The organism is Chordicoccus furentiruminis (genome assembly GCF_019355395.1).
Classification (GTDB): Bacteria; Bacillota; Clostridia; order Lachnospirales; family Lachnospiraceae; genus Chordicoccus; species Chordicoccus furentiruminis.
In genome coordinates this window covers 487,151-501,308 of sequence record NZ_CP048829.1, presented here as the reverse complement: position 1 = coordinate 501,308, position 14,158 = coordinate 487,151, and the positions used below count along the sequence as shown (strand labels likewise).

General features: G+C 47.7%; 15 protein-coding genes and 2 pseudogenes. 15 read left to right on the top strand and 2 right to left on the bottom strand.

What is annotated here, in order from left to right:
- Positions 1 to 174 precede the first annotated feature (174 nt).
- A complete protein-coding gene (locus G4C92_RS02345; RefSeq protein ID WP_274941007.1) occupies positions 175 to 984 on the bottom strand; it encodes a DUF2442 domain-containing protein in 810 nt (269 codons plus the stop codon).
- The gene (locus G4C92_RS02340) at positions 959 to 1,780 is read right to left on the bottom strand and encodes a HipA domain-containing protein (protein WP_274941006.1); all 822 of its coding nucleotides are present in this window, start codon (positions 1,778 to 1,780) and stop codon (positions 959 to 961) included. Before G4C92_RS02340 ends, G4C92_RS02345 begins: the two co-directional genes overlap by 26 nt.
- Before the next feature lie 367 nt (positions 1,781 to 2,147).
- Here G4C92_RS02340 and G4C92_RS14855 point away from each other — a divergent pair, with 367 nt between their 5' ends.
- The 15 genes and pseudogenes from G4C92_RS14855 to G4C92_RS02265 form a co-directional block, all read left to right on the top strand.
- Complete coding sequence (locus G4C92_RS14855; RefSeq protein WP_330654760.1) at positions 2,148 to 3,233, top strand: hypothetical protein; 1,086 nt, start codon at positions 2,148 to 2,150, stop codon at positions 3,231 to 3,233.
- A gap of 60 nt (positions 3,234 to 3,293) precedes the next feature.
- Positions 3,294 to 3,662, top strand: coding sequence for a hypothetical protein (locus G4C92_RS02330; RefSeq protein WP_274941005.1), 369 nt, complete (start codon positions 3,294 to 3,296; stop codon positions 3,660 to 3,662).
- Positions 3,649 to 4,365, top strand: coding sequence for a metallophosphoesterase (locus G4C92_RS02325; RefSeq protein WP_274941004.1), 717 nt, complete (start codon positions 3,649 to 3,651; stop codon positions 4,363 to 4,365). Before G4C92_RS02330 ends, G4C92_RS02325 begins: the two co-directional genes overlap by 14 nt.
- A 20-nt stretch (positions 4,366 to 4,385) precedes the next feature.
- The gene (locus tag G4C92_RS02320; RefSeq protein WP_274941003.1) at positions 4,386 to 5,063 is read left to right on the top strand and encodes a TIGR02452 family protein; all 678 of its coding nucleotides are present in this window, start codon (positions 4,386 to 4,388) and stop codon (positions 5,061 to 5,063) included.
- 124 nt (positions 5,064 to 5,187) lie between these two features.
- Positions 5,188 to 5,553, top strand: a complete 366-nt coding sequence (locus G4C92_RS02315) for a helix-turn-helix domain-containing protein (RefSeq protein ID WP_274941002.1) — start codon at positions 5,188 to 5,190, stop codon at positions 5,551 to 5,553.
- 30 nt (positions 5,554 to 5,583) lie between these two features.
- The gene (locus G4C92_RS02310) at positions 5,584 to 5,733 is read left to right on the top strand and encodes a hypothetical protein (RefSeq protein ID WP_274941001.1); all 150 of its coding nucleotides are present in this window, start codon (positions 5,584 to 5,586) and stop codon (positions 5,731 to 5,733) included.
- 171 nt (positions 5,734 to 5,904) lie between these two features.
- Positions 5,905 to 6,537, top strand: a complete 633-nt coding sequence (locus tag G4C92_RS02305) for a transposase (RefSeq protein ID WP_274941000.1) — start codon at positions 5,905 to 5,907, stop codon at positions 6,535 to 6,537.
- A 77-nt stretch (positions 6,538 to 6,614) separates the two neighbouring features.
- Positions 6,615 to 8,189: a YifB family Mg chelatase-like AAA ATPase gene (locus G4C92_RS02300; protein WP_274940999.1), complete on the top strand. Its 1,575-nt coding sequence runs from the start codon at positions 6,615 to 6,617 to the stop codon at positions 8,187 to 8,189.
- Positions 8,186 to 8,509, top strand: a complete 324-nt coding sequence (locus tag G4C92_RS02295) for a hypothetical protein (RefSeq protein WP_274940998.1) — start codon at positions 8,186 to 8,188, stop codon at positions 8,507 to 8,509. Before G4C92_RS02300 ends, G4C92_RS02295 begins: the two co-directional genes overlap by 4 nt.
- Before the next feature lie 168 nt (positions 8,510 to 8,677).
- Positions 8,678 to 10,162, top strand: coding sequence for a transposase (locus G4C92_RS02290; protein WP_274939777.1), 1,485 nt, complete (start codon positions 8,678 to 8,680; stop codon positions 10,160 to 10,162).
- 21 nt (positions 10,163 to 10,183) lie between these two features.
- Complete coding sequence (locus tag G4C92_RS02285) at positions 10,184 to 10,768, top strand: DNA-processing protein DprA (RefSeq protein ID WP_330654869.1); 585 nt, start codon at positions 10,184 to 10,186, stop codon at positions 10,766 to 10,768.
- Positions 10,769 to 11,173: 405 nt separating this feature from the next.
- A pseudogene (locus tag G4C92_RS14850) lies at positions 11,174 to 11,383 on the top strand (transposase); the annotation flags it as partial.
- A gap of 78 nt (positions 11,384 to 11,461) precedes the next feature.
- Entirely contained in the window at positions 11,462 to 12,640 is a 1,179-nt protein-coding gene (locus tag G4C92_RS02275) for a transposase (RefSeq protein WP_274940997.1), read from the top strand.
- A 328-nt stretch (positions 12,641 to 12,968) separates the two neighbouring features.
- Complete coding sequence (locus G4C92_RS02270) at positions 12,969 to 13,796, top strand: hypothetical protein (RefSeq protein ID WP_274940996.1); 828 nt, start codon at positions 12,969 to 12,971, stop codon at positions 13,794 to 13,796.
- A gap of 11 nt (positions 13,797 to 13,807) precedes the next feature.
- Positions 13,808 to 14,129, top strand: a pseudogene (locus G4C92_RS02265) (UDP-glucose 6-dehydrogenase); the annotation flags it as partial.
- Positions 14,130 to 14,158: the final 29 nt, after the last annotated feature.

Below are 14,158 nucleotides of genomic sequence, written 5' to 3'. Positions count from 1 at the left end.
AAGGACAACGATGACGCAGGCATGGCAACGTGCTGAAATCCATGAGCATGGTCCGGCGTGAAAGCGGTTGGCCGTGGGCTTCCCACATGGCTGTATGGCAGGCATTTTTATAGAAATGCTGAAAAATGAGGAATAGAAAAAAGAGCACCATCGTTATGACAGTGCTCAACAGGATCAGTCTTTTCGGCGCTGTATTACTTCCGCTTTGGAGAACAGCTTGTATTTAGCATCGGTACGGATTGGATGCAGCTTATCTCGGCGCATCAGGTCATCGATATTCTGTCGGGAACAATCGAGGATCCTGCATGCTTCCGATGCGCTGACAACGCGATTCTGTACATAATGATGCAAGGCTTCCAGTGTCAGGGGAATCGTCACTCCGTGTGTATACAGCTCCCGGTGGGATAGCATTGCCTGATTATTCCAGTAAACACCGAAACCATCGGGCTGCACCTCTACGGTGTTGAAGCGTTCCTGACTGGCCAGATAAGGGGCAATTGTTGGAGACGATAGTTCCTGAGAATCGATGACCTTTGCTGTTCCGTTCGCGAAGAAAACCAGCAGACGGGGGCATTCTAAAGGAACGACCTCTTCCACTTTGGTTTTCCAGCGGCGGGCGAGCAGTTCAGGGAGGGGATCGGATGGGATTTCTTCCAGATAGCAGTCATCCTGTTCGCAGCGACCCATAGTGAGCATCAGAAGGGAGAACTCATCGTATTCTTTCAGCCCGTTATCCCGCAGAATCTGCCCAATGTTCTGGCGATCCTGTGGAATGATACGCTGCTGCACAAAACGGCGGCTCCAGTTGCTGTCGATGCTGTACTCTCCGCGATCCGCAAAGGAAGAGAGAAGGAGCGGCATGTCCCAGCTGTCAGCGCCGTCTGGAAGCTCAATAAAGAAGGCTTTGGAGGTTTCGTGGTAAATGAGATATCCGAGGATCGTATCCTGCGGCATGGTCTCATCCTTGATTGCGAAGATTCTCATATGCTTGCCACCTCCTCCAAATCATTTCCCAGCTGCGGTCAAGCCAATGCTGATCCAGGGCTTCGTCCAACCCGTCCAGCAGGTAGGCCCGGTCACTTTCCTTTAACGGAGATAAACGCGGGAATTGATCACGCGGGACGAGCCGGAGGTTGTCCCAAGCGGAACGGGAACCCACAAAACACTGAACTGGTTTATCCGCCATAACATCCTCCTTTTCCAATTCTTCGATGCTGCGGCAGCGGCAGAAGAGGGAAACGCCGTGATCGAAGAGAGGAGCCAGCCTTATGGTTTTCCGATACCGATTGGTCAGTACCTCCATGTTTGCGCCATGCCGGTCCCGGTTCAGAATCAGGTAATCGACAACGAGCATCTGGTAAATGTATTCTGCCCAGCCGTACCGAACGCAGAATTCCAGTGGTGATTCACTGGAAAGCTTATGACTGTCATAATAGTTGTCAAGAGCGTCTTTCTTTTCTCCGCGCTGACGGAAATTCCGGGAAGCACACAGCCAGGTGCGAATCGGCTTCTCATCTACGATAATATCCGCATGGATCAGCTGGTAAGAGAGATGAGGAATGTCAAGTATAGTAAGCAGGCGATCTGCAATGATTTCGTTGACAGATTCATGACCCGTGACACCATGGAAGGAGTCATAATCCGAAAGTTTATAGTAGGTTTTACCTTCCGGAGTAGTCTCCTGAGCTTTCAGAAAAGAACCAGCTGTTCCGGATGATCCGCGAATTTTAGACCAGCTGAGGTGCGTCAGATCCTGTGGAATATGGATAATCTGTTCCATGAGCTCACCTCCTGCGGATAGGATAGCATAATACTTGATAAATGTCAAGTTAAAGAAGATGCAAACGAAATCAAACTAGATAGCAGGAAGATGATAAATGAGCTATAAAAGGAAGATCGGCGACAACCACAGGCTAAGAAAGACATACAGAGCGACCAGAAACTCATGTCTTGTTGGCGTGTATTATGATAAAAGAAAAGACCGGTTGATTCGGTTTTACCAAAGCAGAAATGCTCAATATCTTCGGCGATGCGGCAGCAAGAAGGTGCGGAAATCAAAGAGGGTGCTTCAGCATGGAATGTATCGGAAAGTTTATGATTATTGGTGGAAACTGTGGTGAAAAGAATAAACAACGGAGGACAGGGAATTGAACGATAAGCCGAAGATGCAGCTGTCGAATCGGGAATCAATAGTCCTGCGGGATATCTGCTTTGCCAGAATGAAAGTGCTTCACGCCGGAGATTCACAGACGCTGGAAGAGCTCCCACATCAAACGGAATTGTCAGAGAATACGGCTCGGCAGTCACTCCACGCGTTTGATTTCTTCCGCTGCGCATACTTCGGCAATGAGGAAGGTATTAAGCGTCAGGCGGAGAAACAGCGTAACATGGGCTTTCATGCTGGCGGTGGATATTATGACGGCATAACCGAAGATTATCATCGAATAATGGCGGAACGGATGGAAGCAGAATATGGTCTGGATGAAGTTGTGATGCTTCAAAACCGAATCAAAGGCTTTGTGAGATCTCTCAAAACAGCCCCGGCGCGAACGCTGTATATCGCTGATTGCCATTTTTATCATCGCCGTTTGAATACAGAAATGGATAAACGCGGCTTTGCTTCTGTGGAAGAGATGAACAACCACATGATCCGGAGATGGAATTCAAAAGTAACGAAGAACGATGCCGTATATATCCTGGGCGATCTCAGCCTGGCAGGAGGCTTTCAGACATCCGGGATATTGGAGAGCCTGAATGGTAAGAAGCACCTGATTATCGGGAACCACGACAAAAGGTATCTTGATAATAAGTTCTTTGAGGATCATCAGCTCCGATCCAGGCAGCAATATGCCGAAATCCGCGATAATGGGAGAAATGTCATTCTCTCACATTATCCCGTATTCTGTTATAAAGGACAGTACCGGCGGGACAAGGATGGTCGACCACTGACCTATATGCTGTACGGTCATGTGCATAATACGCACGATGAAGCCCTGGTCAACCGGTTCATCATGGAAACAAGGGAAACAAAGGTGATGTCACGTCATTCAACAGAGCCGGAGCCGATCCCTTGCAATATGATTAATTGCTTCTGTATGTTCAGCGATTATCAGCCGATGACACTGGATGAGTGGATTGAAATCGACAGGAAGCGAAGGAAAGCTATGGATGCGGAGAACACTCTGTCTGCTGCATCCCTTACGATGATGGATTCGACAATGGAGAACTATTAGCGCGGGATTGTATCTGAGCCGATTGAAATGGAAAACGACTTTGAGGGAGAGTGACGACAGATGATTGAAACGGGCAGATTCATGCTTGCTGGCCGTATGGGAGAAATAGACCCGGGGAATCCGGACTCGAATATCCCATATTACCTGAAAGTTAAAGAAGGGGCGGCCTTACCGAAGAATGCAGTAGTTGAAGAAGGCGAGTTTTGTGTTGCTATGATCTCCGCTGGATTCGATCCCAAGACGAAAGAGCCCACCGGAAGTACCGTGCACTATGTGAAAGCGACCGAAAATGTCAAAGAACAGGTACAGAAAAACTGTGAAGATATTGGTAGGTTTCTCGCACGTCATTTGTATGATATGGAGCAGGAATATAGGCTGAAAGGTCTTGATTTCTGGGAGGAGATCAAAAAGAACTATGCAGGAGTTTGAACATATTTATCTGACTGGCGATACGCATGCAGATTTCAGAGACCTGATCACCCAATCAATACGACACAGCATTACTGACCGTGATCTCCTTATAATCCTCGGCGACGTTGGAATCAATTATTTTGGTGACTGGAGAGATCAGCGGGATAAAGATGAACTGGCGATGATCCCGGCCACGATCCTTTGTATCCATGGAAATCATGAACTGCGGCCTACAAGCCCGGAGGTGGCGGAATTATATCATCCAATCCAGTGGATGGGCGATATTGCCTATGTGGAAGACATCTATCCTCGTTTCATTATGGCAGAGGACGGAGCGCGGTATCATATCAACGGGCGAGATTTCCTTGCCATAGGTGGCGCGTACTCCGTGGACAAGCCATATCGGCTGCAGATGGGTTATCACTGGTTTTCGGACGAACAACTGACGGCGGCGGAGATGGATGTGATTCGACAGAAAGTGCTTGACCACGGCAACCGCGAAGATATCATTCTGGCACATACTTGCCCATATGATCAGCGTCCAGTGGAGTGCTTCCTGCCAGGCATAAATCAAAGTGGTGTGGATAATACGATGGAACACTTTCTGCAGGAAATCGTAGATGCAGCCGAATACAATGCGTTCTACTGCGGACACTGGCACACGGAGAAACAAAACAGCAAGTTACGAATCTTATTTCATGATGTGATGATGTTGGCATAAATGTGAGGGAGAGTGCAAAAATGGACAGGCGGCAACGGCTTATTGATGTATTTGAGGATACACAGCGTTTCTATACGCAGAATCCACAGCTTTCAAAAGCAGTACAGACAGCAAGAACTTCCACAAAACTTTATGAAGCGGAAGATTATCCGGATATTCCTAATGATGCAGTGACAAATGGATCAATAATCGTCACGAAGCATAAGTCCTTTGAGGCAGCAATGAAGATTCATGCAGAGCATCCTGAATGGAAGATTGCAGTCCTGAATTTTGCTTCAGCCACAAATCCGGGCGGTGGTGTGAGAACCGGTAGTTCGGCTCAGGAGGAGAGCCTTTGCCGGTGTTCAACCTTGTATCCTACACTGACACAGAATTGGCTATGGCAGAGTTATTATCAGAAAAACCGAGATGCGCATGATAATCTTCACACGGATGCCTGCATCTATTCTCCGGGCGTGGTGATCTGTAAGACCGACGAAGCATGGCCAGAACGGATGGAGGAAAAGAACTGGGTAACAGTAGATGTGATTAGCTGCGCAGCCCCTAATCTTCGGCGCAGGCCCTCCAATGCATACAACTCCGATTACGGCGCACCGGCAACAATATCCTCGGAGGATTTGTATAAACTGCATCTGAAACGGGCGAAGCACATCCTGCATATTGTGGCAGCGTGTAGAGCGAACATAGAGCGAACATAGGGGCCTGACCCCATTAAGAAAATGTTACGACTCTTACATCAGTACCATGAACAGGGTTGACACATTCTTAGTTTGCACCTATAATCCGTATAATAGTATATATTTTGGAAGGGCGTAATACACCATGTTGATCAGAGACAGGATCTTTCAAAAACTTGAAGAGTCGCAGATGACGCAGAAAGAGTTTTCCCAAAAAACCGGAATACCGGAATCAACAATCAGTGACTGGAGAAAGAAAAGAACTAATCCGACAGCTGAAAAGATCATGATTATATGCCGAACACTGGATGTGACCCCGGAATGGCTGTTATCTGGAATAGAGGCTCAGGGAACTAGGGGCAACCCTCAAAAATGGCATGTCGTTGATGCGGAGACGGACAGCGGAAGATTACTTACATCTTATAATTCGCTGGATGCGAGACTGCAGCAGAGACTTTTGGGATATGCGGAAGCTTTAAGCGAACAGTTCAAGGTAGAAGAGCAGAAATAAAATACAACAGTGGAATTTCGAGGTTGTCTGGTGAATAATGAATTATCCGGTCCATTAGAAATTAAATCAGAAGAGCAACTCTGGAGGCATATTGATCATTCTGTTGCTCAGGCAGATGCAGGGATAGGCGAAGAAGCAGATCTGGTCATTGACGAACTTTTGGGGCAGTTCGTGGGATGAAGAATTAAAAGTAATTGTGACTCCAGCTGCTAAAGCAGACTTCAGAAGGTTTTTCGTACCTTCGGAATAAGAAGAAAATGAAGTGATTTTCGAACCTGACTTTAAGTCTTAAAACATCATGAAATCCGTATATTAGTATATATTGCTTGGCACAAATCGGAGGTGCAACGATTGGCACGAAAGAAAAGACAGTGGTATCCAGGAGCAACTTATCATGTGATGAGCCGGGGGAACAGGAGAAATGCTATTTTTAAGGAAAAGTATGATTATGTGACGTTTTTGGAATATATAGAACTGGTACAAGGCCTTTTCCCGTTCAAGCTGCACAGTGTGTGCCTGATGACAAACCATTTTCACATGCTGATTGAAACAGCCAATGACGAGATCTGGAAAATTATGCAGAAACTGTTGAGCCTTTATGCATCGGAGTTCAATCATCGGTATTCATATAGTGGCCACTTATTCGAGGGAAGGTATACGGCTTGCACAATTGAGGATGCCAGATATTTTCTTGAAGTCAGCAGGTACATTCATTTAAATCCGGTAAAGGCAAGGATGGTAAGGGAGCCCCTGACCTATGCTTACAGCAGTTACGGATTGTTTGTCAATTGTGAAAAGGATAAAGGGGGAACAGTTGATAAATTGCTAAGGGATCTGGTAGATACGTCACGAGTGTTGGCTTCTTTTCACAATAATCCGAGAGAGCAGTATCGCATGTTTGTAGAGGGGAAAATTTCGCATGCGGAACAGGAGATGCTGATTCAAAAGGATATGAAGGAAGATGAGATGTGGCTTCCGTGGTAATGGACATAAGTCAAGTAATATTCAAGCATAGTCATTGTTAAGGCATCAGCAGAACTCATGATCAGAGAGGGGGATCCATGGCGACTGTAGTGAAGAGCATGGCAACCGCAGGAGTAGACGGCTTTATGGTGGAGATCGAGGTCTCTACGCTTAAGGGTCAGCAGCAGATGTTATCGGTGATCGGTCTTCCGGACCAGGCGATCAAAGAGGCCGGCGAGCGCATTCAGGCTGCCATTGAAACCTGTGGTTATGATATTCCAAAAGATAAAGTGATTATCAGCCTGGCACCGGGCAACAAAAAGAAAAGAGGTTCGCACTTTGATCTGGGAATGACCATAGCGCTGCTCTTTCAGACGGACCAGATAGCCCCGAAGAATCTGGCAGATTATGCCTTTATCGGAGAGCTGGCACTTGACGGGAGAATCCGTCCCTGCAATGGCGTGCTGTCTATGGTTACAGAAGCAAAGAAATGTGGTGTGAAGGCAGTGGTTGTGCCATTTGATAACAGGGAGGAGGCTTCATCCGTTTCGGGAATCCGGATCTGCCCTGTCAAAACGCTTCCGGACACAGTGCGGTTTCTTGCGGGAAAGCTGGATTTATACAAAGAAACAGCATCAGAGGATCAGATCATGAGAACAGATCAGTCTGCATCTGCAGGCTCTCTGGCGGAAAGGCATGGACTGGACTTCTCGGATGTCAGAGGGCAGGATGATCTGATCGAAGCGATTGTCCTCGGTGCGGCGGGCGGCCACAACATCCTGATGATTGGGGAACCGGGATGCGGGAAGACGATGATTGCACAACGCATACCAACCATTCTTCCGGAAATGTCCGAGAAGGAGTCGCTGGAAGTGACGAAAATCCATAGTATTTCCGGCCTTCTGGAAGCTGGTGACGGTCTCATCCGGGAACGTCCGTTTCGTGCACCGCATCACAATGTGTCACTCAATGCCCTGATTGGCGGCGGCAGTTATGCGCAGCCCGGGGAGGTCTCACTGGCGCATAACGGGGTGTTGTTTCTGGATGAAATTGCTGAATTCTCCAGGGGAACCCTGGATGCCCTGCGCCAACCCATGGAGGATAAACGTGTAACGATCTCACGAGTGAATGGGACAAATTCCTATCCGGCGAATTTCATGCTTGTAGCTGCAATGAATCCATGCCCCTGCGGGTATTATCCATCGAAACGGTGCAGGTGCTCTGACTATGAAATCCTGCATTATCGGAGCAAGATATCCGGACCGATTCTGGAACGAATCGATATTCAGAAGAGTGTTGTCCATGTGGACTATTTTGAGCTGAGCGAAAAGAGGAGCTCCTGTTCCTCGAAGGAACTGAGGGAAAAAGTGGAACGTGCAAGAAAGATTCAGCAGGAGCGCTTTCGGAATGACAAAGAGGTCAGCTGCAATGCTCAGATGACGAGTTCGATGATTCAGAAATACTGTAAACTGGACGCGGAATGTACGGAAATCCTGAAAACCGCAAGTGAAAAATACGGCTACAGTGCAAGGGTAATTCATAAGCTGCTGAGACTGGCAAGAACTTCTGCAGATATTGACGGAGCAGAGATGATCCGCAGGGAGGATATCATCCGCGTGCTCCACTGCCGGGATCTGGATGTGTCGAGCAGCCAGATGTATGCGATCACATGAATAAGAATGATGAGAGAAAACTATTGCGTTATGTAATGCTTACGCTGATAAGCGGGCTTGGTCCTGTCGGACAGAACCTGCTGCTTTCAGTGTGTGGAAATATAGATATCTGCTTTGAACTGGACCAGGCTGAGATACTTGCCAAAAATGAAAAGAGTATTCGAAGTAGTGTCTCAGATCATAATTCTGGAATGGACAGATCACAGAGGTCAACGGTCGCACATAGGCAGCTCCTAGCTTTTCTGGAACAGAGAGAGAAGCCGGAACTTAGGAGTAGGGCGGAGGAGATATTAACACTGAAACCTCAAATTTTACGTTAATAGAAATGCGGCTAATTAGCCGTTTTACGCATCCACCCATGCTACGGGTAGCATCGGACACCTTGAAAATACGCTGTTTTCAACATATTTAGCCTCACTTTTACTTGATTTAGCGGCTCATCAGAAGTATAATTATTACGTAAGTTACGTTAATAGAAAGGACTTTCAATGAGCATTCCTGAATCAATCAAGAGCAGACGGCCGACCCAGTTCGGAGCAGTCGAGATCCGCTTTATCGGCGGGCATTATTACACTTACCTGGTTTCTTCCAAGTGGGATGCCGCCAAGGGCAGGCCTCAGAAGGTCACAGGAAAGAGCATCGGCAAGATCACCGAGGCGGACGGCTTCATACCGAACACCAATGGTCTCCGTCTCATGCAGGAAATGCGGCTTATGCCGGATGTCGCTCCGTCCGTAAAGAATTATGGCGCGTACGAAGTCCTGCAGCAGCTGACGCCGGATCTCAGCGACAGCCTCCGGAAATACTTTCCTGATTCATTCCGTGAGATCCGTACGCTCTCCCTGATTCGCCTTGTGGACAAGATCTCGTCCGCAAAGATGATCCAGCCGCTGTTCCTTGATTCCTACATGAGCGACATCTGCGGGGACATCTCGATATCGGAAGGCTCCGTCCGGAAGTTCATTGCCGGTCTTGGTTCGAAACAGGACAGAATCGACGCGTTCATGAAATCCCAGGTTATGCCGGGAACAACGCTCCTTTTCGACGGGACTTCCATCTTCACAAAGTCTGCCGATTCGCTCGCGGCGAAAGGGTATAACCCGGATCATAGTCTCGACCCTCAGGCGCGCCTTCTGTATGTCTTCGAAAAGGATTCCCACAAGCCTGTGTTCTACCGCGTCGTGCAGGGATCCATCGTCGATAAGAGTGCTTTCATGGATACCGTTAACGCTGCTGGGTGCAGTGACTGCATCATCATTGCGGACAAAGGCTTCTACTCCAAGCCGAACGTGTCTGCCCTTCTGAATGCGGGCATGCGTTACATTCTTCCACTACAGGAAAACACCGTTAATGTCGAGCCGGAGTTCTACCAGAATCCAAGCGACGGTAAGTGGGACAATGTCTTTTCTTACAACAAACGCGCCGTCTGGTGCCGGAAGCGCAGGAGCGGGAATCGCGGTAACTTCATCTACACGTTTCGCGATGATTCCAGACGGGCGGAACTGGTCGGTCACTTCGTGGAGCGGGCAGAGAAAGATTATGGCGAAGAAGAACGTCGGCCGAAGGACGTCGTGAATGAAGTACGCATGGGCTATTTCTCCTTCTGTAGCAACCTCGATGTCGAGCCGAGGGAGATTTATCTCGACTATAAGGAACGCTGGGACATCGAACAGTGCTTCGACTACCTGAAAAACAGCGTATCAACAAATGCATCCCATGCCCATACGGATGATTACTTCCGAGGCTGGGCGTTCCTGAACCATGTCAGCCTGCTCTATTACTACGGCCTTCTGAACGCGGTCAGGAACACGAAACTGGACGACAGGTATTCCGCGGAGGATGTACTGAAACTGACGAAGAATATCTACCGTGTCGACACCGGCGACAAAGAGGGAATCCGGATCTCCGCAATCCAGAAAAAGACTCAAGCAATCCTGGATACACTCGGAGTCGATCTATTACGTAAAAAATGATGCTTCAGTGTATTAAATACAATCGACAAATATGGGATCAGTCTGATCATAAAAGAAAATGAAGCATATCCGAAACGTTTTGCCGGGATCGCTGACATACCGGTTCTTTTGTATGTAAAAGGAAATCTGAGGATTAATGAGTATTCCGGATCTGTAGGCATTGTAGGGGCGAGAATGTGCTCGAGGGAAGGCCGGGAGCGGGCCATTCACCTTGGCCGTCAGGCGGCAATTGGTCATCGCGCGGTTATAAGCGGTATGGCGAAGGGGATTGATGCTTATGCACATACGGCTGCGCTGAAGGAGAACGGATATACCATAGCCGTGATGGGAACCGGTCCGGAGGTCTGCTATCCGCCGGAGCACAGGGCACTCTATGATACGATAGCTGAGAGTGGTTGTATTGTATCGGAATATGCGCCGGGGACAAAGCCGGCAAAGTATCTGTTTCCGAGACGAAATCGGATTATAGCGGCGCTTTCGGACGAGCTGTACGTGATAGATGCGGGGCGGAACAGCGGGACGAGGAGTACGGTGGCGTTTTGTGAGAGGTATGGGAGACGGGTGAGGGCTCTGCCGGAAATCAATCAATCTGAGGAGAAACGTTGAGAGAGTGTGTGAAAGTGATATTAGGAGTGCCAGAAAGCAGGAATCGGCGGTGAGGGGCAGGGTTGTTGTTATAGGGTTCAAATGATAAAATGATTGTGACGCCAAAAGTATCAATCTCGGCGTCAATTGCAAGTACCTGATAATCCTGGTCCTTGACAACTGAATACAGTTCATGACTTGCAAAAAGTCGACTTTTTGCTGTATTTATGCGGTTTTTCACCCCTCACGATAGTATAATAGAATTATCTATTCTACTTTCATTTGTGAGGTGCCCATATGTCCTTCGGGCCGAATTACGCTCAGCAGATTTCCCTTTTTGACAAGCTTGCTTTTCTTTCCAAGAGGAAGCAGCAGATGTTGGAAAAATCCTGAGCACAGGCATTTTCAGATCATGTCTTTACACGGATCAATGAGCATATTTTTGCTCCGCTTTACAGTGAGAAGACGAACTCTCGGCCTAACGCCCCGATCAACGTTTTCGTTGGCGCTCTGATCCTGAAGGACTTCACATCTCTTACAGATGAAGGGATCACGGAAGCGTGCGAGTTTGATTTCCGCTATCAGTATGTTCTTCATACGACCAGTTTTGAAGATCAGCCTGTCAGCGAGCGGACTCTGAGCCGTTTCCGCTCAAGGCTTGCCGCTTATGAGCTTACCACCGGAGAAGATCTTCTTCATCAGTGCTTCGTCGAGATGGCGGAAAGCATGCGGAAATACATGGAACTATCTCCTTCCATCAAACGGATGGACAGCATGATGATCGAGTCCAACATCCGGAAGATGGGCCGCCTGGAACTACTGTATACCTGCATTTCCAACCTTGTAAAAGAACTGCACCGGGACGGCAAGGTCGAATTGCTCGAAGGCCTGGAGCACTACGCGGATCCGAATGACAGAAATCGCGTTATATATCATGATCAGGACATCCCGCAGGCGGAACGGCTGCAGAAGGTCATCGATGACGCCGCGTCTCTGCTTCCGAAATGTGCCGAGGATTATGCGGACTCCGAAGACTATCAGCTTTTGGAGCGGGCGATCCAGGAGCAGACGAAAAAGGACGATGACGGCCATATCGTTCCCAAAGGGAAAGGAGATGGCATGGATTCCTCTTCCCTGCAGAACCCTGCAGATCCTGATGCTACCTACCGGATGAAGGCAGGAAAAGCACATCGCGGCTATTCGGCAAACATCACAGAGACTGTTGATGCGAACGGCTCCCTTGTGACGGATTACCAATACGATAGCAACACACGAAGTGATGTGGATTATCTCAGGGAGACCATCGAAAACGCGGAGCCTTCCGAAGAGACGACGGCACTCATTGCAGATGGCGCGTATGCCAGTGAGGAGCTGGCTGCTCAGGCGGCCGAGAAAAACATCGGGCTGCTCACCACCGGCCTTCGTGGCAGAAAGCCGCGGGAAATCCTGACACTGTTCAAACTTTCCGAAGATGGGCAAACAGTCGCTGAATGTCCTGAAGGGCATGCGCCAAGGAGCAGTTCCTATATCCGGCAGACCAATTCAATCCGCGCAGCCTTTCCACGCTGCTGTTGTGAAAACTGCCCCCATCGTAAAGAATGCAACGTAAAGATCAAAACACGTACAGCAGTGCTCATCATTTCCCTTGGTGCGCTGGCTCATACAGAAGAAGCCATCCGCCGAAAAGATGACGAGACCGTGAAGTTGATTGGGCGAATCCGGAACGGTGTTGAGACCGTACCCTCTGTTCTGAGAAGAAAATATCGGGTAGACAGCATGCCCGTCAGAGGCAGACTGAAGACAAAAGTGTTCTTCAGTCTTAAGATGTTTGCCCTTAACTTTACAAAATTGCTGCTCCACGAGAGAGGGCTCGAAAAATGCAGGGCGTTGTAGGCGGAAACAGCCTGAGGAAACAGAGATAATCCCCCATGCACTGGAAGGAAATCTCAGATAAAGAACAAATCCACTCATAAACTGTATTCAATTGTCAAGGAACAAAACTTTGTTTAATCGCTAAGTCGGGAATTCACGACTTTTGGCGACCATATCATAAAATAATGGGTAATATGTAAGTTGGTGACACGAATTGATTTACAAAGGTACGGAATACACAATAGAACTTGATCTTCGAGAAGATCTAAATCAGTGGGCATACAACGTTCTCAATACCGCTCATTTTGAAAACGTTAATCTGGATCGAGCACTATATCAGTACTGTAATATGCAGCTTAGATTATTGGAACCCAAACCGAGGAAAGTACTTGTTTCCAAGGAGCTTGTTATTCCAGATAATGCTAAGGCAGGATATGAGTACTTCAAAACGGTTGTGGAGAAGGGCGATCATCTGCTTCCGTTTATGTCTCGCTCAATCGTGGACGTGGCATTTAAAGACAAGATGATCTTTGACTGGGGATTATTTCATTTCCACCTGAGCACCAAGGTTTACGACAAGGATCCCAGATTTATGGAAAGATCTGAATACCTGCTTATCGCATATGTAGATCAGGTTCACGATGATATGATGTATTTCCTACAGATTAGACCACATATATCATCTGTGTGGACTGAACAAGAACTGGTAAGAATCCTTGTTAATAACTGGCCAGATACTATGGAAACAAGGCGAATTAAAGGCTTTGTCTCGCTTACAGAAAATGTGACTGATGAGGATTATAAGCGACTGCGCAAGGCAAATGTCAATACGATGGTAGATCTTCAAGATGGTCGTGTATATATGGGAGCTAACCTCGGTTTGAATACAGCCGGAACCTCTGTAAGGGCAATATGTCAGTACGATATGTATTGTAATCAAGCTCGATTGTTTCAAGAATCAATAGGAAGAACTGCTGATGCGATTGGCGATACAATAAACAAAAAGCTGTATGAACCAGAGAAAAGTTTTACTCTCAAGATGGTCACGCCGGGAGATAGGGATTATTTGTTCAAAGTCGAGAATCATGGCTTTTATCTCCGCGTGATTACCAAAGGTGACAATATGCAGATTGTTGTGGGTGATACGGCAGAACAAATAGAAGAGGCACTATCTTAATCCTCAGCTAAGCAGTTAAACTCTTTGCAAATACTTATCTTGCCCTCCGTGTGTCCTACTTCAATGAGCTGGACACTTATGCAGAACTGAAGGGATTGAAAACTAAGGACATCATCGATGGTGTTTGCCTGAATCCGAGAATCGGAAGCCATTACAACAACCCCTCCTTCGGTTATGGTGGTTACTGCCTTCCGAAAGACACAAAGCAGCTTCTTGCCAACTTCCAGGATGTCCCGGAGAATCTTATCCAGGCGATTGTTGAGAGTAATAGGACAAGGAAAGATCATATTGCGGATAGGGTGCTATTCAAGGCAGGTTATTATGGTTATTCTCAGAATTCCATGTGGAATGCGGAGAAGGAA

What these genes read in the sequence shown, in the direction of transcription:
- G4C92_RS02320 (WP_274941003.1), top strand. Translation starts at nt 4,386, where the DNA reads ATGGACAGGCGGCAACGGCTTATTGATGTATTTGAGGATACACAGCGT.
- G4C92_RS02330 (WP_274941005.1), top strand. Translation starts at nt 3,294, where the DNA reads ATGATTGAAACGGGCAGATTCATGCTTGCTGGCCGTATGGGAGAAATA.
- G4C92_RS02345 (WP_274941007.1), bottom strand. Translation starts at nt 984, where the DNA reads ATGAGAATCTTCGCAATCAAGGATGAGACCATGCCGCAGGATACGATC.
- G4C92_RS02315 (WP_274941002.1), top strand. Translation starts at nt 5,188, where the DNA reads ATGTTGATCAGAGACAGGATCTTTCAAAAACTTGAAGAGTCGCAGATG.
- G4C92_RS02295 (WP_274940998.1), top strand. Translation starts at nt 8,186, where the DNA reads ATGAATAAGAATGATGAGAGAAAACTATTGCGTTATGTAATGCTTACG.
- G4C92_RS02290 (WP_274939777.1), top strand. Translation starts at nt 8,678, where the DNA reads ATGAGCATTCCTGAATCAATCAAGAGCAGACGGCCGACCCAGTTCGGA.
- G4C92_RS02270 (WP_274940996.1), top strand. Translation starts at nt 12,969, where the DNA reads ATGCAGCTTAGATTATTGGAACCCAAACCGAGGAAAGTACTTGTTTCC.
- G4C92_RS02300 (WP_274940999.1), top strand. Translation starts at nt 6,615, where the DNA reads ATGGCGACTGTAGTGAAGAGCATGGCAACCGCAGGAGTAGACGGCTTT.
- G4C92_RS02340 (WP_274941006.1), bottom strand. Translation starts at nt 1,780, where the DNA reads ATGGAACAGATTATCCATATTCCACAGGATCTGACGCACCTCAGCTGG.
- G4C92_RS02325 (WP_274941004.1), top strand. Translation starts at nt 3,649, where the DNA reads ATGCAGGAGTTTGAACATATTTATCTGACTGGCGATACGCATGCAGAT.
- G4C92_RS02275 (WP_274940997.1), top strand. Translation starts at nt 11,462, where the DNA reads ATGGCGGAAAGCATGCGGAAATACATGGAACTATCTCCTTCCATCAAA.